Annotated in this window: 22 protein-coding genes and 1 pseudogene; 20 read left to right on the top strand and 3 right to left on the bottom strand. The window is 53.4% G+C overall.

Annotation, left to right across the window (positions count from 1 at the left end; translation table 11 throughout):
• Nucleotides 1–96: 96 nt before the first annotated feature.
• The 11 genes from ASC85_RS21535 to ASC85_RS21485 all read left to right on the top strand — a co-directional run bounded on the left by ASC85_RS21535 (nt 97) and on the right by ASC85_RS21485 (nt 7,497).
• Complete coding sequence (locus ASC85_RS21535) at nt 97–552, top strand: hypothetical protein (RefSeq protein ID WP_057451231.1); 456 nt, start codon at nt 97–99, stop codon at nt 550–552.
• Nucleotides 549–1,454, top strand: a complete 906-nt coding sequence (locus ASC85_RS21530) for an SPFH domain-containing protein (RefSeq protein WP_082534430.1) — start codon at nt 549–551, stop codon at nt 1,452–1,454. Before ASC85_RS21535 ends, ASC85_RS21530 begins: the two co-directional genes overlap by 4 nt.
• A 188-nt stretch (nt 1,455–1,642) precedes the next feature.
• A complete protein-coding gene (locus tag ASC85_RS21525; RefSeq protein ID WP_057451229.1) occupies nt 1,643–2,125 on the top strand; it encodes a hypothetical protein in 483 nt (160 codons plus the stop codon).
• Between the two features lie 109 nt (nt 2,126–2,234).
• Nucleotides 2,235–2,975: a hypothetical protein gene (locus ASC85_RS21520; protein ID WP_156395667.1), complete on the top strand. Its 741-nt coding sequence runs from the start codon at nt 2,235–2,237 to the stop codon at nt 2,973–2,975.
• A 51-nt stretch (nt 2,976–3,026) separates the two neighbouring features.
• A complete protein-coding gene (locus ASC85_RS21515) occupies nt 3,027–3,332 on the top strand; it encodes a hypothetical protein (RefSeq protein WP_057451227.1) in 306 nt (101 codons plus the stop codon).
• 120 nt (nt 3,333–3,452) lie between these two features.
• A complete protein-coding gene (locus ASC85_RS21510) occupies nt 3,453–3,878 on the top strand; it encodes a hypothetical protein (protein ID WP_057451226.1) in 426 nt (141 codons plus the stop codon).
• Nucleotides 3,865–4,233 (top strand): hypothetical protein, encoded by a 369-nt coding sequence (locus ASC85_RS21505; RefSeq protein ID WP_057451225.1) that lies wholly within the window; start codon nt 3,865–3,867, stop codon nt 4,231–4,233. The genes ASC85_RS21510 and ASC85_RS21505 overlap by 14 nt, the downstream gene beginning before the upstream one ends.
• Before the next feature lie 656 nt (nt 4,234–4,889).
• Nucleotides 4,890–6,011 carry a phosphoadenosine phosphosulfate reductase domain-containing protein gene (locus ASC85_RS21500; RefSeq protein WP_057451224.1) on the top strand — a complete coding sequence of 374 codons (1,122 nt, stop codon included), beginning with the start codon at nt 4,890–4,892 and terminating at the stop codon, nt 6,009–6,011.
• A gap of 241 nt (nt 6,012–6,252) precedes the next feature.
• Nucleotides 6,253–6,555 carry an Arc family DNA-binding protein gene (locus tag ASC85_RS33560; RefSeq protein ID WP_057451223.1) on the top strand — a complete coding sequence of 101 codons (303 nt, stop codon included), beginning with the start codon at nt 6,253–6,255 and terminating at the stop codon, nt 6,553–6,555.
• Between the two features lie 117 nt (nt 6,556–6,672).
• Entirely contained in the window at nt 6,673–7,194 is a 522-nt protein-coding gene (locus tag ASC85_RS21490; protein ID WP_057451222.1) for a toxin-antitoxin system HicB family antitoxin, read from the top strand.
• 27 nt (nt 7,195–7,221) lie between these two features.
• Nucleotides 7,222–7,497: a hypothetical protein gene (locus ASC85_RS21485; protein WP_057451221.1), complete on the top strand. Its 276-nt coding sequence runs from the start codon at nt 7,222–7,224 to the stop codon at nt 7,495–7,497.
• Nucleotides 7,498–7,527: 30 nt separating this feature from the next.
• Here the strand turns inward: ASC85_RS21485 and ASC85_RS21480 are convergent, their stop codons facing one another.
• Complete coding sequence (locus ASC85_RS21480; RefSeq protein ID WP_057451220.1) at nt 7,528–7,773, bottom strand: hypothetical protein; 246 nt, start codon at nt 7,771–7,773, stop codon at nt 7,528–7,530.
• A 14-nt stretch (nt 7,774–7,787) separates the two neighbouring features.
• Nucleotides 7,788–8,324 (bottom strand): DUF4262 domain-containing protein, encoded by a 537-nt coding sequence (locus ASC85_RS21475; RefSeq protein WP_057451219.1) that lies wholly within the window; start codon nt 8,322–8,324, stop codon nt 7,788–7,790.
• A gap of 196 nt (nt 8,325–8,520) precedes the next feature.
• Between ASC85_RS21475 and ASC85_RS21470 the strand changes: the two genes are divergently transcribed.
• From ASC85_RS21470 to yejK, 3 genes are all read left to right on the top strand, one after another.
• Nucleotides 8,521–9,138: a hypothetical protein gene (locus ASC85_RS21470; RefSeq protein WP_057451218.1), complete on the top strand. Its 618-nt coding sequence runs from the start codon at nt 8,521–8,523 to the stop codon at nt 9,136–9,138.
• A 70-nt stretch (nt 9,139–9,208) separates the two neighbouring features.
• Nucleotides 9,209–9,505: a YebG family protein gene (locus tag ASC85_RS21465; protein WP_057451217.1), complete on the top strand. Its 297-nt coding sequence runs from the start codon at nt 9,209–9,211 to the stop codon at nt 9,503–9,505.
• A 68-nt stretch (nt 9,506–9,573) separates the two neighbouring features.
• On the top strand, nt 9,574–10,584 hold the full coding sequence (gene yejK, locus ASC85_RS21460) for a nucleoid-associated protein YejK (RefSeq protein WP_057451216.1): 1,011 nt from the start codon (nt 9,574–9,576) through the stop codon (nt 10,582–10,584).
• A 1,178-nt stretch (nt 10,585–11,762) separates the two neighbouring features.
• Here yejK and ASC85_RS32200 read toward each other — a convergent pair.
• Entirely contained in the window at nt 11,763–12,137 is a 375-nt protein-coding gene (locus tag ASC85_RS32200; RefSeq protein WP_156395666.1) for a hypothetical protein, read from the bottom strand.
• 245 nt (nt 12,138–12,382) lie between these two features.
• On the opposite strand from ASC85_RS32200, the gene ASC85_RS21445 reads away from it, so the two are divergent.
• The 6 genes and pseudogenes from ASC85_RS21445 to ASC85_RS33230 all read left to right on the top strand — a co-directional run.
• The gene (locus tag ASC85_RS21445) at nt 12,383–12,838 is read left to right on the top strand and encodes a hypothetical protein (protein ID WP_057451213.1); all 456 of its coding nucleotides are present in this window, start codon (nt 12,383–12,385) and stop codon (nt 12,836–12,838) included.
• A 117-nt stretch (nt 12,839–12,955) separates the two neighbouring features.
• A complete protein-coding gene (locus tag ASC85_RS21440; RefSeq protein WP_156395665.1) occupies nt 12,956–14,032 on the top strand; it encodes a hypothetical protein in 1,077 nt (358 codons plus the stop codon).
• A gap of 189 nt (nt 14,033–14,221) precedes the next feature.
• Entirely contained in the window at nt 14,222–14,821 is a 600-nt protein-coding gene (locus ASC85_RS21435; RefSeq protein ID WP_057451211.1) for a hypothetical protein, read from the top strand.
• Nucleotides 14,822–15,121: 300 nt separating this feature from the next.
• Nucleotides 15,122–15,877 carry a hypothetical protein gene (locus tag ASC85_RS21430; RefSeq protein ID WP_057451210.1) on the top strand — a complete coding sequence of 252 codons (756 nt, stop codon included), beginning with the start codon at nt 15,122–15,124 and terminating at the stop codon, nt 15,875–15,877.
• Nucleotides 15,878–16,968: 1,091 nt separating this feature from the next.
• Nucleotides 16,969–18,594, top strand: a complete 1,626-nt coding sequence (locus ASC85_RS21425; RefSeq protein ID WP_057451209.1) for a DUF4942 domain-containing protein — start codon at nt 16,969–16,971, stop codon at nt 18,592–18,594.
• A gap of 9 nt (nt 18,595–18,603) precedes the next feature.
• Nucleotides 18,604–18,811, top strand: a pseudogene (locus tag ASC85_RS33230) (hypothetical protein); the annotation flags it as partial.

The following is an 18,811-nucleotide window of genomic DNA, read 5'->3' as shown; positions in this document are numbered from 1 at the left end:
CAAATACCCCAGCAGATGCTTGTAACTGCATGGGGTTGGAATGCACGCGTTTCATCATTTCCATAACATCGAGCGAGGATTAAAAAGGATAGAAGAATGACCGACTTGAATTGGCACAGCTTACTGCTGTTGGCTCTCGGCCTGACACTCGTTGTCGTCGAGATTTTCTCTTTTACCTTCAAGCTTCTGGTGCTGGGGATTGCCGCTTTGCTCATGTCGCTAGCGTGCTACTTCTGGCCCGTACCAGACTGGGGGTTGGTGATCTTCGGCGTTGGGGCTGCCGTAGCCCAAGCGGTCGTAGCGCGGCGGTTTCCCAGAGTGGCAGGCGTACCAGCCGGCGATGTAATTGGTGCTTACGGTTTCGTGACAGGCGTAGCCGTCAGGGATGGGATTACCTATGCGGTGATCACCTTCTCGAAGCCCATCGGTGGGCATGAACTTTGGAAAGTAAAACAAACTGAACCTCTCTTGAATCAGCGCCGGGCGCGGGTCATGAAGGTCAACGACGACTCGACTGTGACAGTCGAAATAGAAGGGGTAGATGTAAAATGAATTTCTTGGATTCTGTACCTGTTGTACCACTCGTCATGCTCTTTCTGGCAGTCCTTTGTATCTCGATGGCCGTTCGGATCGTAGACCAGACCGACGCCTTGATCGTGGCGCGAATCGGGAAATACCATCGCACCCTGCGTTCAGGGCTGAACTTCATTATTCCGTTCGTTGATCGCGTGGTGGCAACGACTTCCAGCAAGGACATTATCCTCGCATTGGGCAAGGTGGACGCCATTAGCAAGGACAATGCTGTCGTTCTCGCTGACGCGTTGATCGTGATTCGTGTTACTGAGCCCGACAAGGCGATCTTCGGGGTAGATAACTACGAGCGCTCAACTGTGCTGCTTGCAGCCGCAGCCTTGCGCTCGAAGCTGGGCTCCTTGAGTCTCGATGAGGCTTTGACGAGTCGCGATGAGATCAAGGTCAACATTCAGGAATCCATCCGCACAGAGTTGGAAGACTGGGGCATCCTGCTTCGCAGCGTCGAGATTCAGGAAATCACCCCGAGCGACAGCATGTTGAAGGCCATGGAGGCACAAGCCGCCGCAGAACGTGAACGGAAGGCTGCTGTTACCCGCGCCGAGGGCGAGAAAACGGCAGTAACTCTTCATGCGGATGCTCAGCGTTACTCCGCCGACCAGGACGCAAAAGGCCGACTCGATGCCGCCAAGTCCGATGCTGCTGCACAGGTGGAATTGGCCCAGGCCACTGCGGAAGCAGTCGAGAAAGTCGGCAAGGCATTGAAGGACAACCCGGAAGCTGCGCAGTACATGCTTGGTGAGAAATTCATCGAGTCGTACAGCCGGCTTGCAGAGTCGGGCAACTCGAAAATCGTGGCGTTGCCAAACGATTTCATGGCCGGCGTCGCCTCGCTGCTTAAAGGTGCTGCTGCGAAAGCCTGATCCATTGGCCGGCGCTCAGATGAGAGCCGGCCACTCCCCTCCCCTCCGCCACGATAGCACCCACTCAGCCGCTCCATTGCAGACCAACCTGCTCCCGGATTTTGGGAGTCGAGCATTCGCCGTTGGTCTCGATGACACAGCAACTCCCGATGCGAACATAGCTGCATCAATCAAGTGGAGTCTGCCCCATGACCACCAAAAACCCTGCGTTGGATATGGCTTCCTTCTGCGTGAAGAAGCTTGCCGAGCGTGACATTCAAGCCACCATTGTTTGCAACGAATCGACTGACGGAGAAGTCGTGCTACAGGTTCCTGCCTTGGAATTGAATGAAGAACTGAGCCAGTGTGCCGTTTACCGTCTTGTCAGTGAGCTGCTGGAAGATCATGACGGTTACGGGCTGCAACTCACAAACCCAATTACAGGCGATCAGGGGGGCGTCTTCTGCTACCACCCAGACACGTTCATACCATCGAGCGATGGTGCCGATGTTGAGTATTGGCCGGGCGAAGCCGGCGCTACGTTTAGCTGGGCTGACCTGATTAAGGATTCGACTGCATGGTGTGAAGGGTGGCCGATTCCCTTCTCGGAAATGGTTGGCCAGCGTGTCGGCTTTCTTGCATCGCTGTTCATGGCCAAGCCTGTTTCGCTGCCGCGATATCGCGCTGGCTGATCAGGCTTTCTTCGAATCCTGGAAAAGGATTCGAAGAGTTGTTCTGATCAATGATGACACGAGAGTTATGAGCTGATCATAGCTGCATCACAAATCAATAGGTGCAGCCATGAAACACATGACCGAAAGCAAAGTCATCAGCGAAGTCGTCCAGAAGCTCGCGGCTGAGGGTATCGAAGCCGTGATGGTCAAGCGGCCAGACGAGGACGAAGAGGACGGCGACCTGATCGACGTTCTCAGTGTTCCCGCGTGGGAGTTAGCCGATGGCCAACTCTGCCGCAAAGCCTTCTATGGATTCATTCATGCCAAGCTCGCCAGCCGCCCGACTAAGGGCCTCGTGGCTTCTGTACCCGGCGTCAACTACTGCGACGTTTACGGTTACAGCCCTGTCGCTGTTGATGATGGCCGGGTACTGGATTGCTGGGATTTAAACGTGCTTTCTACCGACTCAGGGGTCGAAGGTTTTAGCTGGCAAGAAATGGTTGAAGCCGACGATTCCGCGTGGTGGGAAGGCTGGGACGTACCAACTGAGCTGCAACACCTGCCAAGGCGCGTTGCCAATCTGTACATGCTCATGAACTACGAAATCGTTGATCTTCCCCCTGTCCAGCCGTTAAGTGAGCAGGAACTGATCGAGGCGCTGAAAAGCGGGAAGCACCGTGACGGGTTGTTCTGCCACGGCACCGACTTGAACGACCGTTGGACACTACGGCTGAGTGAACGCGAGTCATTGGTGCTCCACAAACTGAGCGACGGCAGTTTTACTCCTATCGACCAAACCCACATCGACAGCAAGGGGCGCTTAGTGCTCGATGGCCAAGTGCTGATGCATCGCTGCTGGGATTTTTAAACAGTAATGCCCCGCCTAGAGCGGCGGGGCACTGCAAATAGAGGTATTACCATGCCCGCCGCCACAGATTCCTCAGCAGACCCAAAATGTCAGCTCCAAGGCTATATCGAAGCAAACGGAGCCAATATCGCCCTGCGAGGGAAAAGCTACCGATTCGATAACGTCCGTATTGAAGTCGGTCTGGGAGGGTTTGCTGACGCCCATACTGTCCGCGCCAAATACCTCGCTATGCAGACGAGGGGAACCGTCATTGGCCGTCCAGGCGCAGAGCCGTGGGTGATCATGCGTACCTCGGGCGGTGGCGCCGTACTCGCAAAGTTCGCTCTTTACCAAGGGAAAATCCTTGAGCTGGCTTGAGTGCGCTGCGCCGCGGCTATTCCCAATTCCAAAGTTTGGTGACCAGCCTCCGGCGCCGACCGGCGATGACACATCACATTCCGGTGGACGATTGAAGTCGTCCAACTAGGAAGCAGAGATATGCTTTTCACAAAATCCCGTAAGGGCGACCTCAAAGCAGGAGCCCGCTTTGCTTATCAAGGCAGCAACTACCGCCTAAACAGCTTCCTGTGTGAGGTATCGGCAGAGCCCCAAGTAGACCCGTGGCTCAGCGACCTTTTTGCAGAATGGGAAGCAGAAGAAGCGGCAAAAGTGCCGATAGGCATGCGGAGAATCAAGCTTCGGTACTGCCTCCCCGAAGAGGCCGAATTCGTCACTGGGAGCGGAGTATGCGGTTGCATAGCACCGATTGATGAAGTTGAGCTGGATGGGATGGTGGAGTGGAGCGAGTCAGAACTCGCAGAACACCATGAGCGCGCCTTGGCCAAGGGCCGAGAGGGCGCCCGCTCAGCGACCATTATTCGCCCAATAACCACTGCCAAGGAGCCGCGTAGTGATCAGCCATGAGATTCAGTTCAGCTTGTTCTTTACCGCACCCCCGCTCACCAATTGCACAGAAACCCTTGAGTTGATGCGCCCTCACAAGTGGGCCGGTGGCGCCGTCTGCGAGTTGCCACTCGTTTCAATCGAGCTGGCGCCGCATGCGGGGAAATGGATGTGGTACTCCAGCCTCAACTCCAGGAACGGTTCTGCGCAAACCGCAAAGGCATTACCTAAATGGGGCAAGTTTGCCGAAACCAAGCATGAAGCGCTGCTACGTGGAGTTGATGACGTACTGAGCTTCCAATGGCGTGCCACAGCAGACGAACGGTGCCGTATTGCCGCATGGCTTGGAGAACAAGTCTCCAGAGGCTGCGAGTAAAGACTTCGAGTTGAGTCGAAGGCGATATACCCCACCGGTATGCTCGGCTCCCAAAGTGCGGGCTTAGCATCTTTGCGGAAACGCCTCTGACACGGGCCTTATTGATTCACGGTAAGCCTCCCTAGCCAAACCACTGGACACCGCTTTAATGACACTTTCACTACCCTCGCTCGACCTTGGCGGCATCTTGATTGTCGGCGCCGTTTGCCTCGCCCTCGGCACGGCCATAGGCGCGGCTGCTACCGTAGCTGTTATGAACCGCCGTAAAGGTTGCAGTTGCCCCGGCGACTAACCGCCTCTTGTTCGCAGGACGCCAACACTCTGGAGTGCGTTCAGAGCCGATACAGTCAAGTCGCACATTGAACCCTCTTGGTGTCAGTCCAGGAGGGAATCTATGGCTACTCGACGCTCACCGCGAGGCCAGTGCGCTGAGTGGCTAGTAGTTCAGACATTGAGCGCAGCATCTGGAAGTATTTGCCCAAATCCTCGGGGTGAGTCCCTTCACAACTTGAATGAAACCGTTCGATCCACTCATGGCTCATCCGGTGGATCTGAAAGCCGAGCGTGGGAGCTGACGAGTTTGCGTAGCTGGCGATGACACGGGCGACCCAGCGAGACGATAGGCATATCAAATAAACGCCTAACTAGGTATGCCCATGAACGCCAAAGCCAACTTCGCAAACCACTTCGACGATGCTGTGGTTATCCCCGCCCTCGGCCACCAAATGAGCCTCTTGGGCTTTGAGCCTGAGCCAGTAGCGCTTGCAGTTGGCACCTACTTCGATGCGCCCACAATCGACCTGGGCATGTATGACCGCATTGTTGTGTGCGCATCTGGCGGCAAGGACAGCATCGCCTGTCTACTCGCGTTGATTGACCAAGGCGCAGACATGAGCCGAGTTGAACTCTGGCACCACGCGGTGGATGGCGATGAGGGGAGTACCCTCATGGACTGGGCCTTCATGGACAGCTACCTAGAGAAGTTCGCCGAAGCTTATAACCTCCCTCTCTACTTTTCATGGCTGAAAGGCGGCATTGAGGGGGAAATGCTCAAGCACAACTCCTACTCCCAACCCCATATTGTAGAAACCCCAAGTGGCGTAATCACGCTGGAGCGAGACACCGCACGTACTCAACCGGGAACACGCCGCCGCTTTCCGCAGCAGAGTGCAAACCTCGCGACTCGCTGGTGCAGCTCTGCCGCAAAGATCGACGTGGGTCGCCGTGCCTTGACCAACCAAGATCGCTTCCTAGGCTCCAAGACACTGTTTGTAACCGGGGAGCGCCGGGCCGAGAGTAAAAATCGTTCCCGATACAACCAGCTGGAGCCACATTCGGTTGATCGTCGTGCTGGAAGGCTGGGCCGTCATGTTGATGCTTGGCGCCCAGTGCTGCACTACAGCGAAGAAATGGTATGGGCTTTGTTGGAGAAACACCGCGTAGAAGCCCCAACTCCGTACAAACTTGGTTGGGGGCGAAGCAGTTGTATGACGTGCATTTACAACTCACCAGCTGTATGGGCGACCATACGCAAATACTTCCCCCACCGTGCCCAACCAATTGCTCAATACGAGGATGAGTTCGGTTGCACCATCAGCCGGCAGCGTATCAACGTCCTCGACCTCTCGGCGACAGCTGAGGCGTTCAACATCACCGACCTCGAAGCACTCTCCCAGGCCGATCAGAAGGAATACACGCTGCCAATCCTGACTCCAGCTGGAGCGACATGGAAATTGCCTGCTGGCGCTTTTGCCAAAGAAGGATGCGGCTCAGTCTGAGCCCGATCCAACCCGGATTCCCGCGCATGCGCGGGAATCCTCGTAAGCGTTCGCCTTCGCATGACTTCCCTTCCACTCAGCTTGCAGTGGTCTATCAATGCAAACAACGGTGGAGTTTACGGAACAGCAAAAGCCCATGCCCGAGATTAGGAAATGAGGACTTTTGCATCGGAAGCTCACTCCGAGGGGATATCAAATTTCGCCTCGTTATCCTCGGTTGTATTGAACGAGGAATCCCGCAATGACCAAGCAAGCTGCTATATCCCGTGACGCTGACAAGTTTGTCGTCCGCATGCCTGACACGATGCGCGAACGCATCACTGAAATCGCAAAAAAACTACACACCAGCATGAACAGCGCGATCATCCAAGGGCTGACTGCGTGGCTGGACGGTCTTGAAGAATTGAATTGCCTGCTAGATGGGGTGCGCCTGTTGAGAGCTTCGCTTGAGCAGGAGAGGAAAGAAATTAATGCCGAGCGCGAAGAAATCGCCAATCTCAAATCGCAGCTGGAGGATCAGCTATCCGGTAAAGGGAAGCGGTAGCCAACTTAAGAGGTGCGCCAAGTCCAAATTGACTATCTAGATTGAGTTCGGTGGCAAGCTTCCCACAGCCTTCCCTATAGTGATCGCATCCGCAGCCACCAGCTCCAGGTTTTTTTAATGTCAGAACAAGACGGGAAGCAAACCGATCGTTTCGTTTTCAGAGTCAACCCTTCCCTTCACGCTGCTATTGCTGAGCTTGCAGATACAGCCAATCGCAGTGTCAACGGTGAGATTTGCACCGCAGTTTCCAAGTGGCTTTATGAGCGTGATGCGCTCGTGGTCATCAAAGATCGTCTGCTTGCATCAGCAAGCGTCGAAACCATCAACATGATTCGAGAATCCGTCCCTTCGCATCTGCTCGCAGGTGATGGTGAGAGTGAACGCTGCAAAACAACAGTGCGCTTCAAGGACTCCGTGGAGTCTGACCTGCGGTCTGCCTGGGAAAAGCACAAGCTCCATGTCGGGCCTGTATCTCTCAACTCATTTTTGAAGACTGTCGTTCATTGGTGGGTTACCTACAGCTATCAAATTGCAGAGTGCGCCAAAGCAATCCACCTCGACTTTCAGAAAGGCTTGCGACCGTGCAGGCCCGGCTACTACGCAACAGCTAATTACTTTGGACTCCAAGCGGCCTGCTGAGCCCATTCCATTTCGAAGGTTTGATCAATGCGCATGGCTCAGTACACCGTTCAAGTGCAAAATGACATGATGATTGTCATCACCGACGATGACGTTTTGGACTTGCCATCAATCACTAACAGCGCGGCAGAGGTGATATCGCATTTGAACTCGCGCTGTGGAGGCTTGGGTGCTCGACGCGTTTACTATCGAGATAGCATTGGCAGGTTCGACGAGTTGCGTCATCAAAAAGGAGTTTTTTTGCAGTTCTCACCGTGCAAACCAAGTCAGCAAGAGTCTTTCAAAGAGTTGCTACAGGGTTGAATCTCACCTGCCCAGGGAAGCTCAGCCTACCTACAGAGCGCCAGCATCTATGAGTTCATCCATCTGCGAGCGCCGCAGAATTGCAAGTTTGAGTTCCCACAAGCCGGGTGATTTCTTACCCAGTTTATAAACCGAGTTCTGTGTCTCAACCTCGCCCGGCTTCCCAAATTTTATTGGCGAGGTCTGAATACGTGTTCCGCCAACATCCCCAAACAATGAAATGGTGTTTCCGGTTGTTGGCACCATCATCCAATTTTCGATTTGCTTGACGTTCATTTTTGGTCACCTATTCAGTTTGCAAGCGCATTGGCGCCGCTCATGCCGAGTACCGGCTGAAACTGACGCTCCTGATCGCAGTAATCGCGGTTCCAGGGAAACGCACCTGCCTCATCAGCAAACACCAACTGGACGGCTCGCACCGGGCCTCGACCGAGCATGGTGTATGCATCGTTGCAGAAGGTGAAAACGTCGAAGGTCTCAGGGGACTCGATTGGCAGCGCAAGCGCCGTCAGACCGACGATAACTTTAGAACGCCCGCCAGCTAAGAACTCCCGATCAAAGTCGTGACCCTCACACATTTCCTCGACGATTTTTTTCACCAGAGGGACAGGTACGCCGCACATCACCAGCTCTGGCAAGTCATGCATGAACATGCCCACAGTGACGCAAAAGGCTGCCTCGGTCTGACCGGACTGCTCGGACGTGAGTTGACCTATGAACACGTTGCGCTCATCAAGAGTGGCTTGGATGTACTGCAAGTCTTCTCGATAGTTCTCGCAATCGCTGATCAGTTCTTGAATCTGAGCTTTAGAGCGGGGCGGCGCCATTTCATACGTTCCTTACTGCGGATGCCATCATTCAACCACCATCCCACCCCGGTTTCATTCGAACTCGAACCACTTACTCAGTGCTCCCTTCCTAACCTTGGTTATGACGATTGTGCAAGCGCGTGCCACACCCCGCGATGACACTGCCCAGCTGCCGGCATGATGGGCTCCATATAAATGCACATGGAGCTTACCGATGACCACATCACCATCAGCACCTACTACCCGTAGCGCCAAGCTTTTCAACACTGCATTCGCACTGGCGTGCGAACACCAGCATCGTCGGAGCGATGAGCACCTTGAATTGGCGCATGAAATGCGAGAGTTGGAGTTACGCCTTTCGCACATCGCAGAACAGGCTCCGAGTGAACTGTCTCTGCTGCTGGTTAGGGCAACCATGAGCGGTTTCAGTGAGGGTGACGATCCCTCGGCCTATCTGTCGGCCAACAGTGAGCCAATTCAGTTTTACGCTGAAAATGACGCTCAGTTGAGAGCACTGATTAAGGCCACCTTTGATCCAGCACCGTACAAGCGGGATGAAGTCCGTTTAACAGAGGCCGAGTTGATTGTCGCTCGCCAAGCGCTGGCGGCACGCATTTCTGAAGCACCGGACATTGCCCAAGTTTCTGACCCAGTGATCACCCCTGCATCGACCGCGATGATGAGCCGTGGCTTCAAGCCGTTCTCTCATCCGGGCGGCAGCACAATCCTGCGCGAGTGCCCTGACTGCAAAGGAAAATACAGTACGAAAATGCACTTCAAACGTCGCATCTACTGGTATTGCCCTCACTGCAACCTCGCAAAGGAGGCATGAAGAAGGGCTCCCATGTAGAGCCGCAAATGGGCCGTTATAGTCACCAAGTCAGCAATAGGAGTTTCATGCAATGGCTGTTGAATCCGTATATCGCAGTACCCGAGACCTGGAAGTGATTTTCATGACACGTAGCGAAGCAGATGAGCATGACCGGAAGTTGGAAGTTGCTGAGAATTTGGCTTCGCTGATCCGCCATGTTTTGCCGAACATGAGCGAAGACGACGCAGAGACGCTGGGTATCTTCCTCGCTGAACGCCGAGACAAGCTTGCGCCGGCTCTAAAGAAAAGCCCGGAGGCCATCCTGGATCTGATCCCGGTGGCGGAAAATGCACCGGGGTCGGTTGTGCCAATTTCCAAGGTCAGCTGAAAATTCAAACACCGCAGAGGGGGGCATTGCCCCCTTCTCTTATTCAAGGCTCACAAGGCGACACACAAATGCCCATACGTCACGCAATCGTCCACCACATCGACAAAAAGCCAGACGGCAACCCTGCTGTACTTCGTATTAGCGACAAAGAACTCGCTGATACTGAGGTAATGTCCAACCTTATGGCCGACCTCAATGACAGCTACAACGCACGCCAAGGCAAGGGATGGGGCTTTTTCCATGGCGAGTCTGGTGCATACCCTCTGAGTGGGTGGTTGAAGAAATACATCGACGGTGAAGTTGAGTTCATGGCATTCACGCACACGTCGGTCGAACATTTGACCAAGCTGATGGAGGAAAGCAATCTCTCAATTGGCGGGCATGTACTATTTACCCACTACGTCCAAGGCATGACTGATTATCTGACCATCGCTTTGCTACAACACAGCGAAGGCGTTTCTGTAGGTGAAAGTCTCGATATCAGTGCTACACGCCACCTCGATCTGAGCAAAATTCACCTTGCTGCAAGGATCAACCTCAGCGAGTGGCGCAACAACGACAAATCCAAGCAATACATTTCCTACACGAAGACCAAGAACGGCAAAAAAGTTTCTGACTATTTCCGAGATTTCATCGGATGCCAGGAAGGGGTAGATGGGCCGGGCGAAACCCGAACCTTGCTCAAAGCTTTCACCGATTTCGTAGAGCAGGAAGACCTTCCCGAAGAAAGCGCACGCGTCAAGACTTCGACTCTTGTCGATTACGCATCGGCACAGAGCAAACTGGGTGAACCGATCAGCCTGGAGCAGCTTTCGGAATTGATCGATGAAGATCGGCCTAGGGCGTTTTACGATCACATCCGCAACAAGGACTATGGTCTTTCTCCTGAAATCCCAGCGGATAAGAAAACCATCAATCAGTTCCGGCGATTTACGGGGCGTGCTGAGGGGCTTTCCATCAGTTTCGAGGCGCACCTGCTTGGCTCGAAGGTGGAGTTCGACGCTGAAAACGGTACGCTTGTCATCAAAGACTTACCCTCTCAGCTCAAAGATCAACTCAAACGGCAGAAGGACGTGTGACTGTTGTCGCTTACAGAGAACCCCATTGATTCTTCCCAAGCCACGACTACCGGATCAGTCGATCCGGTGGGCACCCTGTTCTGGATTGAGCTGGTTTGTGCAACTTGCAAAGCAACTGCTGCCGGGTGCTGGGCCGCTCGCCAGATTCCTGTTCGCCAGATGAAAAAAGATGCCAAGGCCGAAGGATGGGTTTTCTCGGGAAAGCATGCGTACTGCTCTACAAAGTGCTCACTACAGCCTTCAAACAAAATGTAAGGCAGTGACTACTTTGTTTTAACAACGAATACCGTAGCGCCATCCCCATCAGGCCTCGTCAGTCTGATCGAACGCGAGTCAGCAATGACTCGCCAGCGTTCCACTACCATGCCAATCGTTGTCCCTACCGATATATCAAACTCAGATGAGCCCTTGCCTACCAGAGTGCAATGCTTTTCCCTGGAGCCTGTCCCGTTTCGCCCAATCAGTATGTAGCCTTCACTCGGACAATGTTCATACCCGATCACCTGAATGAGCTTTCCTGAGTCCAGCTTGATGTAGCCAGGGGCGATGGCCATCGCCGGCTGAGGAAGTGCTTTGGATTCAGAATTGCACCCAGCTACCGTGAGCGCAACGCAGGCAAAAATGAAGTATCGGAAAGTCATTGTTTGCGGCCTTCACCGGTAGAGCTTTTTCGGCTCTGAGCATGGAGCATCAGTGCGAGTTGAGCAGAGTTCAGACTACCTCCTGCGGCATAGAGTCGTGCTACTTGGTCAGCGAATTGTCTGCCACCAAGACGACACAGCGACCGGTAGACCCCCCACCCTAACAACAGTAAAACCAGAGGCCGTGTGAGTCTTTCGGTAATGATTGCCCCACTGATAAAGATCAACATGGCCCCCAGGGTGCCAGCAAGAGTCACCAATGACGCACCCATGCTGTAAGCCCCACCAGCGATGAGAAGCGCTACTGCGCAAACTCTTGTCTCGGTTCCTTCAAGGGGCGAAATACATGCGAGTGGAGCGAGGGAGACAGGCGTCTGAACTGAGGTCGATACTTGATGAGTCTTGTGCATTCAAGTTCCCGGAACGGCTGGGGGTGGGGTGCAGCACGCCAAGGTACAAGAAAGCCTGCGGTGACTCACTTCAACTTGAGGTAGTTGCTCTGCACTTGCGGGGAGCGTTCAGTGAAGCAGGTGAAGTTCATGACGCAATCCATCTTTCAACAGCACCCTTAGAGCCGCAACGCTGAGGTTTGAGGCCCTGCATCCGCCGCTCGACGCTTCGTGTTAGGTAGCTTATCCGGCCCATCGAATTTGGGTTGGCGAAGCGATACCTGGGTACACGCTTAATTTCACGCTTAATGAAAGCTCCCAATACGCGGTCATCGCCATCAAGCAACTCCAAGGCTTCAAAAGCATCACAGCCATCCCAAACTGAATCAAACGAAGAGAGCCAGTACCAACGGGTTGCCAGCTTGAACAAGCAGCGCGAGTTGTCGTAAACCAGAAAGATTCGAACACCAGACAAGGTGAAGGAGCTTCGAATGATTTCTGTAGGTTCTGGCATTGCTGGCATGGCTGGCCCCCTTGGGTTCGATGATGGCTGAGCCAACCATAGATCGAGCGAAGCTGTGTCAGCTTGACCAGTGTGAGTTCGCGAAACCCAAGGATTGGCTATGGGGAGGGGATGAGTCTGATTTCCGCGCATGCGCGGAAATTCTCATCCATTTGCTGGAGGCAAGGGCGCTGGTCGTTATAATCACGCCAAGAAGTAGTGAAAAGCCAGACAGCCCAGCATAGGATTTGGGCAAGGAGGAAGTGATGGTTGGATTGTTTGGGTTTGCGTTTATCATGCTCGTCCTCGCCCCTATCCTGGGCACTTTGATGTACAAGACCTACAGCGGAGTGAAGTCGATTGGTCAAGGCCCTGAGCCTCGGCCATACGAAGAATTACCTGCGGGCCGCATTCATCTTTTCAAGGGCGACCGCTACTTTGACAGCAGCCCAGATAATCCTTACGAGCATGCCGAGTTGGATTGGGCTAGTGGCCGTCTAGGGTGCGCCCTGGCCACCGATATGCAGAATTATCCCGAGTATCAAATCGCACTGATCGGAACAATCCAGGTGCTGAAACCTGAAAGTGAGAAAGGGATCGTGGCGGTGCTGATGGACAACCAGAAGCTTGCCGGCCTAGGCCTAGAACCTTTCGGACTGATGAGTGGTGCCCAGATGCTGGTTAAGCGCGTAATCCCAGCACAAACCATCCGCACTTCATAGGGCGCAGCCTCACTTCCCATTATGGGGGGTGAGGCGTTTAGCTCAACTGCACCACTTTCGCCTGACAAAACTCCCCTCTCTTTGCTTCCATGTGCTCACTCCAACTTAGGCATGAACATGAAAGCTAAACGCTCCCTATCCTATCGATTAGCCCTCACCTCGGCAGCTGCGATTCTTAGCGGGTCGATATCGATATCCCATGCGACACCATCTACTTTTGTTTCTTCTGATGATCCTAGGCTTACGCCAGCTCGTGTGAAAACATTCACCCAGGGTGGGTTCAAGCAAATCTTCGTTGATGGATACATCCATAAAGCGACTGTGGATTCCGTCTCCGAGGCAATGCAACCGGTGACTACCCAATACGGTATGGTGGTTTTCAATTCAGCGGGGGGAGACCTTATAGCCGCCCAAGAGTTGGGGCAGCTGATACGCGATCATGGTTTCGCTACCCAAATCGGAAAACTCACGGAAAACCAAGATCAGGTTGCCCGTGGTGTGTGTGAGAGTGCGTGTCCGATTGCATTTATTGGCGGCAAGTTTCGTCTTTTGGACACCGACACTGGCCACCTGGGCGTCCATCGATTCTATCTGGCAAAACAGGGCCGATGGGCGGCAGACAGCAAACTCCTTTTTACTGCTGGGCGCGATCTACGTGAGTACATCAAGGCGATGGGGGTGAGTGATGAGTTCTTCACTCTGATAATGGCTACGCCGGCTGACCGTATTCAGGCTGTTGGGAAGCATGCCAGTTACGACTGGAATCTGAGTACCGGTGGTGAATTCACAACATGGAACCTCGCGCCCGATGGCAGTCTCGTTGGGCTAGGCGAGACCTCAACTGGCGGCATGGGGATTACCCTTGCGTGTCGAGAAGGCAAGCCGTCGCTGTCCGCCAAATTCAAACCATGGTTTCCGCCTGCTACCTTGCTCAACTACGACACCCACAATGTCACAGTGGACAATGATCGGTATCCCGTCACCGAAGCTACGGCCAGCTACGACAAACAATCTGGATTCATTACGTTCCAAGCCGGCGTGACACGCGAAGCCATAAAAGCAATTGCTCGCGCAGATCGCGTCGGTTACAGCCTGAGCTACGACCGAGGCCCTGGCGAGTATTCCAGATCGTTGGTTATCGACGGTCAGGCCAAGTCGTTAGCCGAAACGTTTGAATCTTGTCCGACCAAGTGACGACAAGCGGTAGATTTCATTGGTGAGCTGAGCTACGTCGTCGTTATGCTGGCCAGAATGAGCTTGAGTGGTTGGCTAGATGCGGCTGGATTCCAAGAATGGGAAATGGCGAATTGGTCAAGACACCATGTTTTTCCTTGCCAACAAGGTCATAATTCTGCCCAAGTTTGATTTGCAACGAGGTCATCAATGCTGCTTACGATTTTTTACAGGAAAGGCTGCATCAAAAGCCGCTTTCTGCGCGGGTCACTCCGAGTCATGGACTGGGAACTCAGAGAGGCTGATGTAGCTGAACCAAGCGCGGAAGCAGAGTTGATTCAGCTGAAATCGAACGCGGGAATCGGAGAGGTTGTCCTCACACCCGCCATCTACACCAGCGAAGCGTACAGTCATGAACTGTACCCCATGATTGAATACCTGAATGACCGTAGCCCCGATGGAATGTATCCGGGTGACGCCGCTTTGCGCCTGTACGCCCGTACTCTTCTGCACAGAGTCCTGAGAAAGCTCAACACGCTGTGGCCCAAATACACCACAACGCTAGATCCTGCGCCGCTTCTTGCCTACTACCGTGAAATTGAAGAGCTGATCGAAGACATGGTGCGAAACCGTGTCAATTGGCGAGTGCTCGAAACCCGACCTACATTCCCGGAGGTCTTGTTTTTCGCACTGCTGATAGAGGTGAATCATTATGAGCAAATCACAAACAGGGCAATCTCTGCGTGGTTTAAAGAACTATCGAGCGATCCGCGCCTTTACACCCTGACCCAGGAACCGAAGCACAGCTGAATAGACGCGATTATTTTGACGTGTATTTGATCAAACTCGACTGAACACGCACCTCCGAATCCGCCGTGAGGATATGGTGCCGGGACTGGAGCCGAATGCAGACTTTGGCCCAGCTTCTGGACACCCCCCCTGCTTTGTCCGTCGAAGGCCGCTCTCAGCGGCCTTTGCTTTCCCACCATCGCCTGCCTGTACGGACGGTGCTCAACAGTTCCTATTCTTGGAGCTGAGCATATTCACGCAAGCTTGGGTGACACCGCATGAACCATCAGATTATGGCTGCCTCATTTTTAGGAGCCTTCCATGCGCATTTACTCTACTGCTCAAGCGTCCGACCTACTTACCGTCAAACGCCAAGGTCAGAAAGTCGCTGAGGCATGGATGGAGCAACGTGGCCTTTCACACGTAACCGTTAGAGCCATCAAAAGAGTGGATGGCTTTGGAAAGCACGTCCAATGGGGCTTTGTGGTTCTGGAATCAATTTTCGATAGCTACCTTTGCCATTATCGATTCGACAGGGCACGCCTCGAAATTACTGGGGAAGTTACGCTATCAGCTGTCTGCCGGGAGTATCTGCAATGCCCAGATCGACTTCTCGCCCTTGTGGAAAGCAGAAACAGTCGGTGGAGAGACCTCAACAGAACGTACCTAGAAGCGGTAAGACTTTTCAAAGCCAATGTATTTGCGGGTGACGTTAAGGTTTTCATCAAGAAACCCTACGAAAATAGACAATACAGCGAACCCTTTTTCGTACTGACCAAGTGCTCTGGCCAGTGGTTTGGCATAGATTGTTACGACGAGAAACGCCCCTTGAATATAGGGACTAAAGACGTGATCGATCATTGTCCAATTTTGGTGGACGAAGGCTCTCTTAAGCCCATGGCTGTTCACGGACTGGCACCAGATTGTGTCAACGTCGCGGGGGTGATCTATAAGCAAGATGGGCTGCATTCAACACTCTTGGGCCGTCCAGAAAAGCCTTTTGATGTCGTTACTGAAAGGTTGTCACATTTCATGCAGCCGGTAATGAGTCTTGAACCTGAGTTCGCCTGGAGCTGAGTGGTCAAGCTCGATCTGGTGCCTGGGTGCAGACCACAGCCCTCCTTCCAGCGCCACGACTCTAAGCAAGTACAACGACTTCGGTTGAATGGCTAACGCAGAACGAGGCAGGTTAACTCATCGCCTCGTTATCGGAGTTGTAGATTACATGGAAGGTTTGAAGCAACAAATTCTTATGGGATTGCCACCACTGTGGCGCTCCATCCGATGCGACGTATCTCTCCCACCGCAAGCATCTGTCCAGTGCGCTACCAGTGATGGACTCCGCAAGGTAGCCTTTTTGCTGGTCAAAGGCCCTATCCAGTCTGCGATGCCATTTTTCCAGGCTAACGATGACCTGCGGAGCTTAGGATTTGAGACCGTGTGGTTTTTTTGTGGAAACGGAATCCCTTCCACTAAACACATGCTCTGCGCTGCTCTTTCGAAGAGCGACAACGACTTCCAGGTTTCTATCCTGAATAAGCAAGGTACTAGCGCACAGCATCGAGACCAAGTAGGTATTTCAGAGCTGGCTAGAGCAGCTGCTGATCAAAGACTCAAATCTGTAGGTTTTGCTGCTGGGCAACTGGTTGACGTAACCTTCATAGCAGATGAACACAGTTGTCCTCGATGCGGAGCAATCATGCATGAGGTACAACATGCAACGTTTTACCAGAACGGGGAGCCTCATTCCCCAGGCTTAGCTCTCACGAAGGCTAAGCTGGGTCGCACAGTGGCAAAACTAATTTCAGAGGCTGTAGGATCACAATCAACCTCATCTGTGGGGTTGTGCGGAGAATGCAGCAGCATGACGACTTCACAAAGTTGTCGAAGATTTCAAGTCACCAAGTCGGTTGGTGACGTTCAGCTGTCTAGTCTGGCTGCACTCGAATTGATTCGGTTCCAGACTACAGCTTGGTACATCAGCTAACACTCTGATATCACTCCCCTTCCAGAGCGTTTTCCCGCGCATGCGCGGGAATTCCTACGCCGACTTTTTCTTCCAAATCCCAGGTTGTGCCGCGACGAGTTCGTTACGTACATCCATGTGCTGCGCTGACACGAGCTTTACCGCCTGATGATTGCTCCATCAAATCAGGAGGCTTAAGGCCGTGACCGCTTTTCAGAAAGAACTGTTTACCCCTGCGCCGTCCACCGTTGTCGAGGCATCAGTTCTCGATGGAGACTTCAACATTCCGGCCAGCGGCATTACTCATTTCGACATGATCGATCAGCTCTTGGGGCAGTTTCGTCAGCGAGAGCAAGCAATTCATGCGGCGAAGGCGCTGATTGATGATGCCCAGCGACAAGGAGTGATGAGCTATTTCATTGCTGGGATGCGATTGGTCTACGGGGATGATTACACGCCGAGCATCCCTACAGATGCCAACGCAGCCGTTACGTGCTTACGAATCGAATTCTGGAACCGTTTGCTCAGCGAGGCGAAGGTTTTTGAGGTCATGCCTGCGGCCAAACGCGAAAAGGCCCGGCTGCAATTCAGCGGCATTGAATGTCCTCCTTTCGATGAAAGCACGGTGCGGCCCACGTTGCATGACTTGCTCCAGCAACGTAAGACCTTCTTCGCCGAGCGCGTCGATGGGATTTTCCAGTCTCTCAGCAAACAGCACGTAACCAACTCACCGGCTGGTTTCTCCAAGAAGATGATTTTGGCTGGCGTTTTCAATAGGGACGGTTATGCCGATAGCAGCATGGTTGCTGTGATCAGTGACCTACGGGGCGTGGTTGGCCGACTCACTGGTCGCGGTGAGCCGCAGGAGTATGGGACTCGCCAGATCCTTGATCGTTTGTATAAAGGTTTCATTGGAAAAAAAGCGCCTATTGATGGTGGCGCGTTCACAGTCGTAGTTCACAAGGTAGGCACAGTCCACTTTGAGGTTGCTCCAGAGGTAGCTGTGGAGCTGAACGCGATCTTGGCTCACCTCTACCCTATGGCGATCCCGTCTCGGTTCAGAGCGCCCCCAAGGAAGCCGCGTGTCGGCAGTTTCGACTTGAAGGTAGAGCGCTTGCCCATGGAAGTCATAGACATGCTTTCGGATATCGAATTTCGCGACTCATTCAACAGCCTCAACTTGTATTCGAAATCCCAAAGCTCGATTTCGAAAGCCGTTCAGGTTCTTGAGGACATTGGTGCAGAGGTCAGCTTTAACCGTGATAAGTCCATGGCATGGGTGAGATTCGACTACGAGCCTCGGCCAGTAATCGAACAACTGATCTTTGGCGGCGTGGTTCCCGAGCAAGTGAGCTACCAGTTCTACCCTACCAAATCACGGATAAGTAAGGATGCAGCGCAACGGCTCTGCGTAGAGGCAGGCAAACGTTACTGCGAACCTTCGGCAGGTCTTGGCGACCTCGCCTGTCACCTGCCGATGGCTACAACAACGTGCATCGAGCTGGCCCAGGTCAGGGCGAAGGTACTTGAAGCGAAAGGGTATAACACCGTAAAGGCTGATTTTCTGGAGTGGGCGAAGCGCAATAGTGACCAGCGTTTCGATGGAATTTTGATGAACCCTCCATTCAGCAAGGGTCGGGCACTTGCTCACATTATTGCAGCAGCATCGCTTTTAGCAGAGGACGGTCGTCTGGTCGCAATCCTGCCTGCGTCAATGACTGGCACTCAGCCGCTCGAAGGTTTTTCACACGACTGGTCGGAAGCTTACGTTGACCAGTTCGAAGGAACCTCCGTGCGTGTCGTAATCCTCACCGCATCCCGAATCTGAGACATACCTATGGCATCCAAAAATCCGGTGTGGGCGCTCGGCTCATACGATCCAGAAATGCGCGCCATAAGGTTTATGTTGGCCAAGGCTGGCGAGCGAGTGGTGGTAGCCAATCGCCTTGGGCGGCGCTGTACCAGTGGTAATGCTTACAGAGCAGACGAGTTATCGAAGCCGATAGATCAATGCCGGCAAATCATTTGGGTTGAGTGCCGTTCAG

Origin of the sequence: Pseudomonas sp. Root401, assembly GCF_001425105.1 — a bacterium.
Classification (GTDB): Bacteria; Pseudomonadota; Gammaproteobacteria; order Pseudomonadales; family Pseudomonadaceae; genus Aquipseudomonas; species Aquipseudomonas brassicacearum.
Note: the sequence above shows the minus strand (reverse complement) of the source record. Positions and strands in the feature narration are given on the sequence as shown.